Here is a 15814-nt window from a genome sequence, read left to right on the forward strand (position 1 = left end):
GTCCTTTTGTCGTGGTTTTTTGTAACGCATAATGCGCATTTATATCAACAGACGGTTGTGAAAATAACAAAAAATACCGTTGTAAAGTCAGTTGAGACAACGGATGCAACACATAATAAAGATCTGGTCACAACGCAAGAATTGACAGGGATTGTAAAAAATGGCGCTCATCAAGGCGATAAAATTTTATTGAAAAATGAGTATTCTTTATCAGGGGCTCATGATGAAAAATACCGAGTTGGAGATGAACTTTTTGTTTCCATTTCAAAAAAATCAAAAACACCTTTGGAAGGCTCTATTGATGGTGTTAAGCGAGATCAATATTTGTTAATTGTCGGATGGATTTTCCTACTATCTGCTTTATTTGTTGGAAAAAAAAGTGGCGTTTTTTCAATTATTAGTTTGATTCTAAACATTGTGATTTTATCAATTGTACTTGATTATTATATTCGTTCTGAAAATGGCAATTTACTGATTATTTCAATGGGAATGGTTGTACTATTTACGGTGATTTCACTCTTTTTAGTCAGTGGAAACAACAGGAAAACCTATGCCGCAATTATTTCCACGTTAATTGGAACGTTTATTTCCTTTTTCATTGCTTACGGAGTGATGAACCTACTTGGTGATCGAGGGTTAAGATACGAAGAAATGCAATTTTTAACTCGTGCACCTCGAAAAGTTTTTTTAGCAGGAGTATTGATTGGTTCGCTAGGTGCAGTAATGGATGTAGCTATTATTATGGCATCAACAGTACAGGAGTTGGTTACTAAAAATAAAGAGATTTCTAAAGAAGCCCTTGTGAAATCAGGGCTGGAGATTGGCAAGGATATTATGGGGGCCATGACAAATGTACTGTTTTTTGCATATATTAGTGGGGCAGTTCCAATGGTCTTACTGTATTTAAAAAATGGTGCCGCAATTGGTTACACACTTTCAATGAATTTATCGTTAGAACTAGTACGAGCTTTAGCAGGAAGTATTGGGATTGTCTTGACGATTCCAATTGGGTTGTACATTTCTATTTACTTCATCCATAAGAAAGGCGGGATCAAATGACTGTACTAGTGGGTCTTGCTATTATTTTATTTATTTTAATGAGAATAATTGGTGGAGAAAAGGGAACTAAATCTTTTATTGCCTTATTTTTAAATTTTGTCATTGTTTTTATGATGATGTTATTAACGGTCTATGAAAAAGACCCGATATTCTTAACCTTTATTGCCTGTATTTTAGTAAGCTGTGTCAATTTGTTTTACATTAATGAAGTCAATTTAAAGACAAAGACAGCTTTTGTGGCAACTTTAATGACGGTTTTTATTTTATTCATCTTGGTTTACGGGTTAATGGAGTTTGCCAAAATCCAAGGATTTGGTGAAGAAGAAGTAGAAGAACTAAGCACTTTTTCATTCTATATTGGAATTGACTTTATAAAAGTAGGGATTTCAACCATTTTGTTAGGAATGATTGGAGCAGTTACCGATACAGCAATTTCAATTGCTTCTGCAATGAACGAAATCTACTTCCATAATCCATTGTTGACTAAAAAAAATCTTTTTAAATCAGGTATGACGGTTGGAAAAGATATCTTAGGCACCACCACTAACACCTTATTTTTTGCGTTTGTAGGAGGATACCTAGCGCTTATTCTTTGGTTTAAAGATATTTATTATTCTTTTGAAACTATTATTAATTCCAAAGTATTTATGGCGGAAGTTTTATCTGTTCTTTGTATTGGAATTGGTGCTATTTTGATTATTCCAATTACGGCTTGGCTCACATCAATGGTTTTGACAAAGGTAGAAAAAACGTAACGGAAGAAAGGACGAGCTGCTAAAAAAGCTTCGTCTTTTTTATTGGATAGTTTGAAAACTCTTATTCTTTTTTTAAAGAAGTTTTCGTGTTTTTTTGCTATAATGGACTAATGTATAAAATGAGCAGATAGTGTCTAGTTTTTGAAAATTCGATCCAATGGATTTAAAACGTCTAACGTTCACGAAATTGCTTGAAATAGGAGGATGTTATTAATTGGTATTAAGAGATGATTTATTAAATGGAATGAATCCACGTCAAAAAGAAGCTGTGATTCACACAGAAGGGCCTCTTTTGATTATGGCTGGTGCTGGTAGTGGAAAAACACGCGTGTTGACACATCGTATCGCGTATTTAATTGAAGAAAAACAAGTAAATCCATGGAATATTTTAGCCATCACATTTACAAATAAAGCTGCTAAAGAAATGAAAGAACGGGTCGCTCGTTTAATGAAAACAGGAGGCAATGATGTTTGGGTTTCTACTTTCCACTCAATGTGTGTCCGCATGCTACGTCGTGACATCGATAAAATCGGTTACAATAAAGCCTTCACTATAAGTGATCCAAGCGAGCAACAAACTTTGATGAAACGTATTTTAAAAGAACGTAATATTGATCCAAAAAAATATGATCCTCGTGCAATTTTAAGTCAAATCAGCAATGCAAAAAATGAGTTGATGACACCCAATGATTACCGTGAAACTGCAAGCAGTCCTTTTGAAAAAATAGTCGCCGATTGCTATGATGATTATCAAAAAGAGCTACGTCGCAATCAAGCAGTAGATTTTGATGATTTAATTATGCTAACAATTCGTCTATTCCAAGATAGCCCCGAAATGTTAGATTATTATCAAAATAAATTTCATTACATTCATGTGGATGAGTATCAAGATACCAACCATGCACAATACACACTTGTTAATTTATTAGCGAAACGGTTTAAAAACCTTTGTGTCGTGGGAGATGCCGATCAAAGTATCTATGGCTGGCGTGGTGCAAATATGGAAAATATCTTGAATTTTGAAAAAGATTATGCTGACGCAGAGGTTGTTTTACTAGAGCAAAATTACCGATCAACTAAAATGATTCTTAAAGCGGCTAATGATGTGATTGGCAATAATAGCAATCGTAAAAAGAAAAAATTATGGACAGACAATGATGATGGAGAAAAAATTACCTATTATCGAGGTCAATCCGAACACGATGAATCTCGTTACATTGTGTCAAAAATGCAAGAAGAAATGCGCGAACGTGGTTTAGCATATGGCGATTTTGCCGTGTTGTACCGTACGAATGCACAGTCCCGTGTTATTGAGGAAAACCTGTTGAAATCCAATATTCCCTATAAAATGGTCGGCGGACATAAATTCTATGATCGCAAAGAAATTCGGGATGTTTTAGCTTATCTAAGATTAATTGCAAATCCGGAAGACAATATGAGCTTTGAACGGGTTGTAAATGTTCCAAAACGAGGAATTGGTCCAGGAACCGTTGATAAATTAAGAACAGCTTCAAATCAATATGGTTGGTCAATGCTTGAAACAGCTCTTAATGTGAGTATTACACCAATTGCTGGAAAAGCTGCAGGGGAATTGGAAGCATTTGGTTTTATGATGAAAGACTTAAGACAAATGCAAGAATACCTGCCAGTAACAGAATTAGTTGAAGAAGTTTTAAAACGCAGTGGTTATTTAAAAGCCTTAAAAGCAGAACAAACCTTAGAATCTGAAACTCGAATTGAAAATATTCAAGAATTTCTATCTGTAACGCAGCAATTTGAAAAAGATAGTTCGGAAGACAAAAGTTTATTAACCTTCTTAACGGATCTAGCACTTGTTTCTGATTTAGATAATCTAGAAGAAGAACAAACCAGTGAAGTAACCCTAATGACTCTTCACGCAGCAAAAGGTCTTGAATTTCCCATCGTCTTCTTGATAGGTGTGGAAGAAGGTGTCTTTCCACTTTCAAGAGCCTTGATGGAGGAAAATGAACTAGAAGAAGAACGTCGTTTAGCCTATGTTGGGATTACTCGTGCGGAACAAAAATTATACATTACAAATGCCTATTCACGGATGTTGTATGGACGCACGCAAGCTAATCCAGCCTCTCGTTTTATCGCTGAAATTAGCGAAGAAGCTTTAGAGTCTGGTAACCAATTTACTGGGAATACACCCTTTAGAAGTAGCGGCAGTCCAGTTAGTCGAATGCAAGCTACCAAAGCCACAAGTAGTATTTACCAATCGCCTGTTTCAAGCAAAACAGAAAGCGGCGCGGAAAAATTAGGTTGGTCTGTTGGCGACAAAGCACTTCATAAAAAATGGGGAACAGGAACAGTTGTTAAAGTCAGCGGTGACGCGAATAATTTAGAATTAGATATTGCTTTTCCTGAACAAGGAATTAAACGTTTATTAGCAGCCTTTGCACCAATCGAAAAAGCTTAAAATTAAGAAAAGAGGGGTCTTAAATGACTGAAAAGTATTCATTTGATCAAGCCAAAGAAGAAGTTTTTCAATTAAGAACTAAATTAGAACAATATAGTTATGAATACTATGTAAAAGATAACCCCTCCATTGAGGATCATGAATACGATAAACTTTATCACCGTTTAGTTGAACTTGAAACGGAATTTCCCGATTTAGTAACTGGAGATTCCCCAACCCAACGAGTGGGTGGCACTGTTTTACCAGGCTTTACAAAAGTAGTTCATGAAATTCCAATGCTAAGTTTAGGCAATGCCTTCAATAAAAACGATTTGCTTGATTTTGATCAACGAATTAAAAAATTAGTTGAAGGAGAGGTTGAATACATTTGCGAGTTAAAGATTGATGGACTGGCAGTGTCGTTGAAATATGAAGAAGGAAAACTAGTTCAAGCAGCTACAAGAGGAGATGGAACAGTTGGCGAAGATATTACGCAGAATATCAGAACGGTGAAATCAGTCCCACTCCGCTTAAAAAAACCTTATTCAATTGAAGTTCGTGGCGAATGCTATATGCCAAAGTCTTCATTTTTAAAATTAAATAAAGAACGAGAAGAAAATGGCGAAGATGTTTTTGCTAATCCAAGAAATGCGGCAGCAGGTAGTTTGCGCCAGTTAAACCCTAAAATAGCGGCTAAGCGTAATCTGAGTACTTTTTTATACACAGTAGCTGACTTTGGTGAATTGACAGCGACTAGTCAAGAAGAAGCTTTAAATCAATTAGACGAATTAGGCATCAAAACAAATCATGAACGCAAGTTGTGTCAATCAATAGAAGAAGTGTGTCAGTATGTCGAAGCGTTTCATGAAAAAAGAAGCGAATTACCTTATGAAATTGATGGAATTGTAATCAAAGTCAACCGTTTTTCAACACAAGAAAAACTAGGTTTCACAGTTAAAGCCCCCCGCTGGGCTATTGCGTATAAATTTCCAGCAGAAGAAGCTCAGACGATTGTAAGAGAAATTGAATGGACAGTAGGTCGAACAGGAGTTGTAACACCAACAGCTATTATGGACCCCGTTCGTTTAGCTGGTACAACAGTACAACGAGCAAGCTTACACAATGTAGACTTAATTAAAGAGCGCGACATTCGTTTACTCGACACAGTTGTTATTCATAAAGCAGGAGATATTATTCCAGAAGTAACGAGAGTAGTCCTTGATAAACGTGAAAAGACAAGTGAACCTTACCAAATCCCAACCCATTGTCCCGCTTGTGACAGTGAATTGGTTCACTTAGAAGAAGAAGTCGCACTGCGTTGTATGAACCCAAAATGCCCTGCTCAAATTACGGAAGGCCTGTCTCATTTTGTTTCAAGAAATGCAATGAACATCGATGGTCTAGGCAATAAAGTCATCATTCAAATGTACGAAAAAGACCTTGTACACGATGTAGCAGATTTGTATAAACTCACATTTGAAGAACTGCTTACACTAGATAAAATCAAAGAAAAATCAGCTAATAATCTATTGGCGGCGATCGATAATAGTCGAAGCAATTCAGTTGAGCGCTTATTATTCGGCTTAGGGATTCGTCATGTTGGTGCTAAGGCTGCTAAATTGGTAGCAGAAGAGTTCGGCTCAATGACTGGAATCCGTCAAGCAACGAAAGAAGAAATTTTAGCAATCGATGGAATAGGTGACATTATTGCAGAAAGTCTTCAAACTTATTTTTCATTACCTGAAGTAACGGAATTGATAAACGAATTAGCAACTTTGCAAGTGAATTTAGATTACTTAGGAAAGAAAAAAAACGAAGTCGTACAAAGTGATTCAGTATTCAATGGGAAAACGATTGTCTTAACTGGAAAACTAACGCATTTCACGCGAGAAGAAGCCAAAGTTCGAATTGAAAATCTTGGTGGCAATGTAACGGGAAGCGTATCGAAAAAAACGGATATTGTCGTAGCAGGATCGGATGCGGGTAGTAAACTAGCAAAAGCTGAAAAGTTAGAAATTACGGTTTGGAATGAAGATCAATTACTAGAACAACTGGAAGGAGAGGAATAACTTGATGAAACGAAAATTAATAGTGTTAGCAGCGTCATGTGGATTGCTTTTAACCGCATGTGGTGACGTTACAGGAAACAATCAAACGACAACAACAGATACTTCAACAAGTGAAAAGGCGAAAGCAACTACTAGTCAATTGTCTAAGGACTATTATCGAAACGTCATTAATGATGGGCAATACAAAGTGAGTCAATCAAGAGGGGTTAGTTTAAGTTTAAACTCAGGATACAACATCAAGGCATTTGAAACAGGTTTAATGAATCTGTCTCATTCAGAATTCCCAACGGACACTTACTATTTTCAAGAAGGACAGCAACTAGATGCGGAAACAATTTCTAAGTGGATAAAACGTAGCTCAGGCGATAATCCAGAACCTGATTTAACAGTGAGTGATCCTGAAGGATTGAATCCAGTAGATAATGGGGAACTTGAACCAGATAAGCGTGCACCTAAATATTTAAGCCAAATTTTAGAACAAAATTACATGGTAAAAGATGGCGATAACTTTAAATTAGCAGGTATAAGTATTGGCTTAGCATTAAATAGTGTCGATTATTACCAAAAAGTACAATACGGAGCAGAATTTAAAACCGACATCCAACGAGCTAACTTAGAAGCTGAAGGGAAGAAAATGGCAAATGAAATTGTTGCACGTTTGCGTAAAATGGAAGGCTTAGGAAATATTCCAATTACAGTAGGTCTTTTTGAACAAACGCCTAAAGATAGTTTAGCTGGCGGTGTTTTCTTTAGCGAAGGCGTTAGCAAAGATGGCGCTGCAACTGTTGCTAACTGGAAAGACATTAACGAAAAGAAAGTGATATTCCCAAGAACAGATGGCGAAACCAGTAATGAGACAACGAGTTTTGAAAACTTTAAATCTCAAGTTCAAAGCTTCTTCCCAAATTTAAATGGTGTTACCGCAGAAGCGACATACAGTGGAGATCAATTGATTAAAATGAAGGCAACCGTAACGACTCAATTTTACGGTCAATCTGAAATCATTGCCTTAACACAACACGTGTCAGACAATGCATCAAAATATTTACCGCCGAATATTCCAATTGAAATCTCGATTAATTCAATTGATGGAATGGAAGCCTTCTTAAATCGGGATAGTGGGGAAAAAGAATTTCAATCTCATGTTTTCGATTAATTATCTTAAAAATAGCAGAAGTTGAAGTAAAGTTTCCTACTTTACTTCACTTTTTTTGTAAATAAGATAGTGCCCTTAAGCGGTTTATGATAGAATAGGAACTGAGTTTCCAATTTGGAATAAAGAAAAGAAGAAAGAGGGTTGAATAAAATTGGCAATTACTGAATCAGAAGTAAAACACGTTGCTAAGCTATCGAAGCTAGCATTTAAAGATAGTGAGATTGCTCATTTTACAGAGCAAATGGATCAAATCATTGGAATGGTTGAACAACTTGAAGCCATCGATACAACTGGCGTACCCATCACAACACATGCACTAGAAACAGTAAATGTAATGCGTTCTGACGTTGCAACTGAAGGAACAGATCGTAAAGAGCTCTTTAAAAATGTAAAAACAGAAAAAGATGGACTAATTCAAGTTCCAGCAATTATGGATAACGGGGAGGCTGGAGCATGAGTTTATTAGAGAAAGACTTAACCGAATTACATGACTTATTGATTTCAAAAGAGATTACTGCCGTAGATTTAATGAACGCTACCTTTGACCGTATCGAAGCAACGGAAGATAAAGTAGACGCTTTTATTACAGTCAGTAAAGAAGAAGCGTTAGCGTTAGCTAAAAAACTAGACGAAAAAGGCATTGACGAATCCAATGTTTTAGCAGCAATGCCAATCGGAATTAAAGATAATATTGTTACAAAAGATATCAAAACAACTGCAGCAAGTAAAATGTTGGAAGATTTTATTCCAATTTATGATGCAACGGTTATGAATAAAGTATATGAATCAGACATGATTCCAGTTGGAAAATTAAACATGGATGAATTTGCAATGGGCGGAAGTACAGAAACGTCTTACTTTAAACAAACCAAAAACCCATGGGATTTAACAAAAGTTCCTGGTGGCTCTTCAGGTGGATCAGCAGCAGCCGTTGCGGCTGGACAAGTTCCAATTTCACTTGGTAGTGATACCGGTGGAAGTATTCGTCAACCAGCAGCCTTTACGGGTATTGTTGGAATGAAACCAACTTATGGTCGTATTTCGCGCTTTGGTTTGATTGCTTTTGCTTCAAGTTTAGATCAAATTGGACCATTTACACGTACAGTAAAAGACAATGCCTACGTGCTAAATGCAATCAGTGGATATGATGCCAACGATTCAATGAGCGCTAAAACAGAAGTACCGGATTTTACAGCTAAATTAAACCAAGACATCAAAGGTATGAAGATTGGTGTTCCAAAAGAATATTTACAAGAAGGTGTAGCTGAGGACGTTAAAAACGCTGTTCTTGAAGCAATTGAAACCTATAAAAAATTAGGTGCAACGGTTGAAGAAGTTAGCTTACCGCATTCAAAATATGGGATTGCCGTGTATTATATCATTGCATCAAGTGAAGCTTCATCAAACTTGCAACGCTTTGACGGCATACGTTACGGTTACCGTTCGCCAGAAGCAAAATCATTAGATGATTTATATGTAATGAGCCGCTCAGAAGGCTTTGGAATGGAAGTAAAACGTCGTATCATGCTTGGAACCTTCTCACTAAGCTCAGGCTATTATGACGCTTATTTCAAAAAAGCAGGCCAAGTTCGTACATTGATCAAACAAGATTTTGAAAAAGTCTTCAATGACTACGATCTAATCTTAGGTCCTACAACGCCGACAACTGCCTTTAATTTAGACGAAAACATGGACGACCCATTAACGATGTATATGAACGATATCTTAACCGTTCCAGTTAACTTAGCCGGTGTACCAGCGATTTCAATTCCTTGTGGTTTTTCAAATGGCTTGCCAATTGGGTTACAACTGATTGGAAAACATTTTGATGAAGCAACGATTTATCAAGCTGCTTACGCATTTGAACAAGCAACTGAATTTCATAAAGAAAAACCAAACTTGTAGGAGGAGAAAACCAGATGAACTTTGAAACAGTAATCGGACTAGAGGTCCATGTAGAATTAAAAACAGAATCTAAAATGTTTTCGCCATCCCCTGCTCATTTTGGAGCAGAACCAAACACGAATACCAATGTGATTGACTGGGGATACCCAGGCGTATTGCCTGTAGTCAATCAGCAAGCCATCGATTTTGGGATGCAAGCTGCGTTAGCTTTAAACTGTAAAATTGCTAAAGACACAAAATTTGATCGTAAAAACTATTTTTATCCCGATAATCCCAAAGCCTACCAAATTTCTCAATTTGATAAACCCATCGGCTATGATGGCTGGATTGAAATTGAAGTAGACGGCGTTAAAAAGAAAATCAGAATTGAACGTGTTCATTTGGAAGAAGATGCTGGGAAAAACAACCATGGAACAGATGGTTATTCATATGTTGATTTAAACCGTCAAGGAACACCTTTAATCGAGATTGTATCAGAAGCAGACATGCGCTCACCAGAAGAAGCATACGCGTATTTAGAAGCGTTAAAACAAATCGTACAATTTACAGGTGTCAGTGATGTGAAAATGGAAGAAGGCTCAATGCGTTGTGATGCCAATATTTCACTTCGTCCAATTGGCCAAGAACAATTTGGAACAAAAGCAGAACTTAAAAACTTAAACTCATTTAATTTTGTTAAACGTGGCTTAGCTCACGAAGAAATTCGTCAAGCACGTGTGCTCTTATCAGGTGGCATCATCCAACAAGAAACACGCCGCTTTGATGAAACAACAGGTGAAACAATTTTAATGCGTGTTAAAGAAGGTTCAAGTGATTACCGTTATTTCCCAGAACCAGATCTTCCTAATTTCGTCATTGATGACGAGTGGATTGAACGCGTTAAAAATGCCATTCCAGAAATGCCAGCATCTCGTCGCAAACGTTATGTCGAAGAGCTTGGTTTACCTGAATATGACGCTATGGTACTAACGTTAACAAAAGAAATGTCTGATTTCTTTGAAGCAACATTAGCAGAAAATGCAGATGCAAAACAAGCGTCTAACTGGTTGATGGGTGAAGTTTCTGCCTATTTAAACAGCGAAAGACTTGAATTAGCCGATACAAAATTAACACCTTCCAACTTAGCAGGTATGATTACGTTAATCGCTGATGGAACAATTAGTTCTAAAATTGCGAAAAAAGTTTTCCGTGAATTAATCCTAAACGGTGGAGATGCGAAGAAAGTCGTTGAAGCTAAGGGATTAGTCCAACTATCAGATCCAGCACAACTATTGCCAATGATAAATGAAGTCTTAGATAACAACGCACAATCAATTGAAGATTTCAAAAATGGGAAAGATCGTGCAGTTGGTTTCTTAGTAGGCCAAATCATGAAAGCGACAAAAGGACAAGCGAATCCAGGCGTTGTGAACCAATTGTTAAATCAAGAATTAAGTAAACGATAGAAGTTATATTGGAGAGGAAACTTTCCATGAGGAGGATTTATATGAGAGCAAGAGTCATTTACAATCCAACTTCAGGAAGAGAAGTCTTAAAGAAAAATTTAGTCGACATCTTACAAATTCTTGAAGCTGAGGGTTATGAAACAAGTGCTTATGCCACGACGCCAGAGCCTAATTCTGCCAGAAATGAAGCTGAACGAGCAGCAAAGGATGGCTTTGAATTGATTGTAGCAGCTGGTGGCGATGGAACGATCAATGAAGTGGTTAATGGCATTGCTGGACTTGAAAACCGTCCGAAAATGGCCATTATTCCGGCGGGAACCACAAATGATTACGCACGAGCACTTCATATTCCTAGAAATGATGTAGTTGCAGCTGCTAGGGTTATCACAAAGAAACAAACGGTGAAAATGGACATTGGAAAAGCAAATGACACCTATTTTATCAACATTGCAGGTGGCGGTTACTTAACGGAACTGACCTATGACGTTCCATCCCAATTAAAATCAGTTTTTGGCTATTTAGCTTATTTAGTAAAAGGCGCAGAAATGTTGCCAAGAATCAAACCAATTCCAATGAAAATCGAGTATGATGAAGGGGTTTTTGAAGGAAAGGCCTCCATGTTTCTACTAGGACTAACCAATTCTGTTGGCGGTTTTGAACAAATCGCACCAGATGCCCATTTAGATGATGGTTATTTTTCACTAATTGTTGTAAAAACAGCCAATGTTGTAGAATTGCTACACTTAATCGCGTTAATGCTAAATGGTGGAAAACACATTGACCATCCTAAAGTACTGTACACAAAAACCAAGATGGTTAAAGCCCAACCACTAGATGATTCAAAAATGATGATTAATTTAGATGGAGAATATGGTGGAGATGCCCCAATGACCTTCACTAATTTAATTCAGCATATTGAAATGTTTGGCGATGTGGATGCAATTCCAAATGATGCTGTAACAGCAGAAGATGAGGCTTTTGAAGATGCTGAAGAAGCCTTTATCAAAGAAGTTGAAGGCTTGACAGATGAAGATATTAATGGCGATGGCATCATTTCTAAGCCTGAATCTGAAGAAAAAAATTAAAAATCAATAAATGAGCTTTGAGTTTGCTGTCCTTTTGTGAGATACTCTAAAAGGACAGCAAATTTTTATGTTGAGAATTCGAACATGTCACTTAATTCACGAACCAAATTTTACAGATAGATGGTACCAACGAAGGGAGCTTTTTATGAAAGCAAATAAAGAAATACCAGTTAAAAAGAATGAGAAATACACAGTTAAGGTTGAAGATTTAACACACGAAGGAATGGGTGTTGCCAAAATCGAAGGATACCCACTATTTATTGAAAATGCACTTCCAGGAGAAGAAATGGAAGTTAAGATTCATAAAACAGGAAAATCATTTGGTTTTGCAAAAGCAATGAAACGTCTAACTTCAAGTCAAAATCGTGTTGAATTACAAGACGAAAACTACACACGCGTTGGAATTACTCCATTGCAACACATGTCGTACCCAGCACAACTTGACTTTAAACGTCAACAAGTGCGCAATGTGATGCAACGAATTGCTAAATTACCAGAAGTACCTGTTTTTGAAACAATCGGAATGGCTGAACCATGGGGCTACCGCAATAAAGCTCAAATTCCAGTACGTAAAATTGATGACAAATTAACAACAGGTTTCTTCCGTAAAAATAGCCACGACGTTATTCCAATGGAAAACTTTAAAATTCAAGACCCTAAAATTGATAAAGCGATTCTGGTTGTGCGCGATATTATGCGTGAATTTAATGTGAAACCATACAACGAAGGCCCAAATACTGGGAACCTACGTCACATTATCGTCCGCCGTGGTTATTATACCGGTGAAATGATGATTATTTTAGTAACAAGAACACCAAAATTATTCCCAACAAGTAAAATTTTACCTGCTATTACGGAAGCTCTACCAGAAGTAGTCAGTATTGTGCAAAATGTTAATCCAACACGTACAAATACGATTATGGGAGACGAAAATATTATCTTATGGGGTCGCGATAATTACCGTGATTCATTGTTAGGAAATACTTTTGAAATCTCAGCTCGTTCATTCTATCAAGTGAATCCAAAGCAAACAGAAAAACTATACCAAACTGTTTTAGATTATGCAGAACTAACTGGAGAAGAAACGGTTATTGATGCTTATTGTGGAATTGGAACAATTTCCCTTTCATTAGCTAAAGCTGCAAAACAAGTTTACGGAATTGAAATGATTGAAGCAGCTGTTGAAAATGCGAAAAACAATGCTGAAATCAACGAAATCGATAATGTGACGTTTGAAACAGGATTGGCTGAAGAAGTAATGCTTCAATGGAGCGACGAAGATATGAAAGCTGATCTTGTAGTTGTCGATCCACCACGTAAAGGATTAGAACCAAGCTTTATCGAAGCTGTTGTAAAAATGCAACCGACAAAAATGATTTATGTAAGTTGTAACCCAGCAACATTAGCAAGAGATTTAGCGTTGCTAAACGAAGGTGGCTACAGTGTTGAAAAAATTCAACCAGTTGACCTATTCCCTCAAACTCACCATGTTGAGAGCGTAACATTACTTGTCAAAAAATAAACTCGTAAAAAGGTACTCTCCTATTTTTAGGACAGTACCTTTTTTATTTATATACTTGTTGGAAGACACTCACCCTGCAATTTTTTACGATATTGGTAAGGTGAAAAGCCCGCTTTTTTCTTAAATAATTTACTAAAGTAAGTCGCATCAAGGTATCCTACAGTACCAGCAATTTCAGTGATAGAATCATCTGTTTTCATCAATAGCTGCTTCGCTTTTTCGATTCGATAATTGGTTAAATAATCAATAAAATTCATTCCAACAGCTTCTTTAAAAAAGCGACTAACATAATGCCGGTTTAAATGCATGACATCTGATAACGTCGTTAAATTAATTTCTTCATCAAAATGGTCATGAATATAATCTAACATCATATTGACTTGTTCTTTAGCTAAATTTGAAGGCTTATTATTTAAAATATCCATTAAAGATACTTGATTAAGGGATTTAACTGAACGATCGATTGCAAACTTCAATTCATCCAAATCAATTGGTTTAACTAAATAATCTAAGAAGCCACAACGCAACGCATGATGGACAGTTTCAAAGTCATTTTTTTTTGTAAAAATAATGGTTTTTAAATTTGGTAACTGCTGAGAAAGTTTTCTTTCTAGCGAAAATCCATCTAAAAAAATGGTATCCATATCTAATAGCATCATTTCAGGGAGAAAACGGTCTGAAATCTTAAGAGCTTCTTCTTCTGTTGTTGCATCAGGCAGTATTTTAATATTCATAAAGGTTTCTTCAATTAATTTTCGAATAGCCCTTCTTTCAGATAAGTCATCACTAACGATTAATAAACGACACATTTTACCAACTCCTTTAATATAAGATTTAGTATGTAAGTCACATTTGTGAAATTTCCCTTGTTATTATATGATACCTTTAATTCAATAAGGTTTCAAGTATCTTTCTTTGTGAAAAAATAAATAAGTCGAAAGGTAAATTTTTTCCAAAAACATCTCAAAATATTCCCTAACAAATAGGGTAAAATAAACTAAACTTATGTTGTAAGCGTTTTTAATAAAAGCGAGGGAGCGATTTAAATGACAAACTATCAATCATTCAATGAAGTAGAAGAGTTAGTAGCGAATGCTAAAATAGCACAAGAAAAATTTGCAGATTATACACAGGAACAAGTAGATAAAATTATTGAATCAATTTATCAAAATACATTGAAAAATGCAGAAAAATTAGCGATTTCAGCAAATGAAGAAACAGGATTTGGGAATGTACCTGATAAAATAATAAAAAATACCTTTGCAAGCGAGCAAGTCTATAACAGTATTAAAGATCTTCCAACAGTAGGCATAATCAATCGTCGTGAACAAGATAAAATTATTGAAATTGGCATACCATTAGGAATAGTAGCAGGATTGATCCCATCAACAAATCCAACATCAACGGTTATCTTCAAAGCGATGATTGCATTGAAAACTAGAAATGCTATTATTTTTTCACCCCATCCAAAAGCGTTAAAGTCTATTTTAATGACAGCAGAAATTATTGATAAAGCAGCAATTGAAGCTGGTGCACCAGCAGGTTTAGTTCAAGTCATTACACAGCCAACACTTATTGCAACAGAAGACTTAATGAAACATAAAAATGTAGCCTTAATTTTAGCAACAGGTGGAAAAGCAATGGTAACAGCAGCCTATAGTTCAGGGACTCCCGCAATCGGTGTAGGACCAGGCAATGTACCAGCATTTATTGAATCTTCAGCAAATGTTGAAGAGGCCATTGAGGCGATTGTTAGCAGTAAATCATTTGATAACGGTGTTATCTGCGCATCAGAACAGGCTATTGTTGTTGAAGAATCTATTAAAGCAGAAGTTGTAGCAAAACTAAAAGAAAAACAGGTTTACTTTATGAATTTAGAAGAATCTGAAAAAGTAAGTAAATTTATTTTACGAGAAACAGGCGCTTTAAATCCTGAGATAGTTGGGAAAAATGCAGAAGCAGTGGCGGATTTAATTGGTATTTCGGTACCTGCTGGAACAAAAGTTTTAATTTCAGAACAAACAGAAATTAGCAAACACAATCCTTATTCAAGAGAGAAACTAACACCTATTTTAGGACTTTACACAGTCTCTTCATTTGAAACAGGAGTAGCTACTTGTAAAGCATTACTTGAAAATGAGGGAATGGGTCATACAGCTGTAATTCATACAACAAATGAATTGAAAGCTGAACAGTATGGATTAGAAATGCAAGCATCGCGAATATTAGTAAATACACTAGGAGCATTAGGTGCAATAGGCGCAACAACGAACCTAGCACCGTCAATGACTTTAGGATGTGGAGCAATGGGTGGGAGTAGCACCACAGACAATGTCACAGCGCATCACCTATTAAATGTAAAACGTATTGCATATGGGGTAGAATAAGCTAAAATTAAA

At 36.3% G+C, this 15814-nt stretch carries 12 protein-coding genes; 11 read left to right on the forward strand and 1 reads right to left on the reverse strand.

Going from position 1 to position 15814, the window contains the following annotated elements:
- Window positions 1-6 precede the first annotated feature (6 nt).
- The 10 genes from AC07SW_RS05070 to rlmD all read left to right on the forward strand — a co-directional run bounded on the left by AC07SW_RS05070 (window position 7) and on the right by rlmD (window position 13415).
- The gene (locus AC07SW_RS05070) at window positions 7-1059 is read left to right on the forward strand and encodes a YibE/F family protein (RefSeq protein WP_238329372.1); all 1053 of its coding nucleotides are present in this window, start codon (window positions 7-9) and stop codon (window positions 1057-1059) included.
- Window positions 1056-1814, forward strand: coding sequence for a YibE/F family protein (locus AC07SW_RS05075; RefSeq protein WP_135022618.1), 759 nt, complete (start codon window positions 1056-1058; stop codon window positions 1812-1814). The genes AC07SW_RS05070 and AC07SW_RS05075 overlap by 4 nt, the downstream gene beginning before the upstream one ends.
- 214 nt (window positions 1815-2028) lie before the next feature.
- Window positions 2029-4254, forward strand: a complete 2226-nt coding sequence (gene pcrA, locus AC07SW_RS05080) for a DNA helicase PcrA (protein ID WP_494632377.1) — start codon at window positions 2029-2031, stop codon at window positions 4252-4254.
- 23 nt (window positions 4255-4277) lie between these two features.
- The gene (gene ligA / locus AC07SW_RS05085; RefSeq protein WP_494632379.1) at window positions 4278-6302 is read left to right on the forward strand and encodes an NAD-dependent DNA ligase LigA; all 2025 of its coding nucleotides are present in this window, start codon (window positions 4278-4280) and stop codon (window positions 6300-6302) included.
- A 4-nt stretch (window positions 6303-6306) separates the two neighbouring features.
- Window positions 6307-7458 carry a CamS family sex pheromone protein gene (locus AC07SW_RS05090; RefSeq protein WP_034573634.1) on the forward strand — a complete coding sequence of 384 codons (1152 nt, stop codon included), beginning with the start codon at window positions 6307-6309 and terminating at the stop codon, window positions 7456-7458.
- 151 nt (window positions 7459-7609) lie between these two features.
- Window positions 7610-7915 carry an Asp-tRNA(Asn)/Glu-tRNA(Gln) amidotransferase subunit GatC gene (gene gatC / locus AC07SW_RS05095; protein WP_034570873.1) on the forward strand — a complete coding sequence of 102 codons (306 nt, stop codon included), beginning with the start codon at window positions 7610-7612 and terminating at the stop codon, window positions 7913-7915.
- Entirely contained in the window at window positions 7912-9363 is a 1452-nt protein-coding gene (gene gatA / locus AC07SW_RS05100) for an Asp-tRNA(Asn)/Glu-tRNA(Gln) amidotransferase subunit GatA (RefSeq protein ID WP_494632380.1), read from the forward strand. The genes gatC and gatA overlap by 4 nt, the downstream gene beginning before the upstream one ends.
- A gap of 14 nt (window positions 9364-9377) precedes the next feature.
- Window positions 9378-10808 carry an Asp-tRNA(Asn)/Glu-tRNA(Gln) amidotransferase subunit GatB gene (gatB, locus tag AC07SW_RS05105; RefSeq protein ID WP_034570867.1) on the forward strand — a complete coding sequence of 477 codons (1431 nt, stop codon included), beginning with the start codon at window positions 9378-9380 and terminating at the stop codon, window positions 10806-10808.
- Between the two features lie 41 nt (window positions 10809-10849).
- Complete coding sequence (locus AC07SW_RS05110) at window positions 10850-11893, forward strand: diacylglycerol kinase (RefSeq protein WP_034570864.1); 1044 nt, start codon at window positions 10850-10852, stop codon at window positions 11891-11893.
- Window positions 11894-12038: 145 nt separating this feature from the next.
- Window positions 12039-13415, forward strand: coding sequence for a 23S rRNA (uracil(1939)-C(5))-methyltransferase RlmD (rlmD, locus tag AC07SW_RS05115; protein WP_494632381.1), 1377 nt, complete (start codon window positions 12039-12041; stop codon window positions 13413-13415).
- 47 nt (window positions 13416-13462) lie between these two features.
- Here rlmD and AC07SW_RS05120 read toward each other — a convergent pair whose 3' ends face one another.
- Window positions 13463-14224, reverse strand: coding sequence for a response regulator transcription factor (locus AC07SW_RS05120; RefSeq protein ID WP_034570857.1), 762 nt, complete (start codon window positions 14222-14224; stop codon window positions 13463-13465).
- 237 nt (window positions 14225-14461) lie between these two features.
- On the opposite strand from AC07SW_RS05120, the gene AC07SW_RS05125 reads away from it, so the two are divergent.
- A complete protein-coding gene (locus AC07SW_RS05125; protein ID WP_494632383.1) occupies window positions 14462-15802 on the forward strand; it encodes an acetaldehyde dehydrogenase (acetylating) in 1341 nt (446 codons plus the stop codon).
- Window positions 15803-15814: the final 12 nt, after the last annotated feature.

The sequence above is a fragment of the Carnobacterium sp. GW821-FHT04C06 genome (assembly GCF_059420345.1).

What these genes read in the sequence shown, in the direction of transcription:
- gatB (WP_034570867.1), top strand. Translation starts at nt 9,378, where the DNA reads ATGAACTTTGAAACAGTAATCGGACTAGAGGTCCATGTAGAATTAAAA.
- ligA (WP_494632379.1), top strand. Translation starts at nt 4,278, where the DNA reads ATGACTGAAAAGTATTCATTTGATCAAGCCAAAGAAGAAGTTTTTCAA.
- rlmD (WP_494632381.1), top strand. Translation starts at nt 12,039, where the DNA reads ATGAAAGCAAATAAAGAAATACCAGTTAAAAAGAATGAGAAATACACA.
- AC07SW_RS05090 (WP_034573634.1), top strand. Translation starts at nt 6,307, where the DNA reads ATGAAACGAAAATTAATAGTGTTAGCAGCGTCATGTGGATTGCTTTTA.
- AC07SW_RS05075 (WP_135022618.1), top strand. Translation starts at nt 1,056, where the DNA reads ATGACTGTACTAGTGGGTCTTGCTATTATTTTATTTATTTTAATGAGA.
- AC07SW_RS05125 (WP_494632383.1), top strand. Translation starts at nt 14,462, where the DNA reads ATGACAAACTATCAATCATTCAATGAAGTAGAAGAGTTAGTAGCGAAT.
- AC07SW_RS05110 (WP_034570864.1), top strand. Translation starts at nt 10,850, where the DNA reads ATGAGAGCAAGAGTCATTTACAATCCAACTTCAGGAAGAGAAGTCTTA.
- AC07SW_RS05120 (WP_034570857.1), bottom strand. Translation starts at nt 14,224, where the DNA reads ATGTGTCGTTTATTAATCGTTAGTGATGACTTATCTGAAAGAAGGGCT.
- gatA (WP_494632380.1), top strand. Translation starts at nt 7,912, where the DNA reads ATGAGTTTATTAGAGAAAGACTTAACCGAATTACATGACTTATTGATT.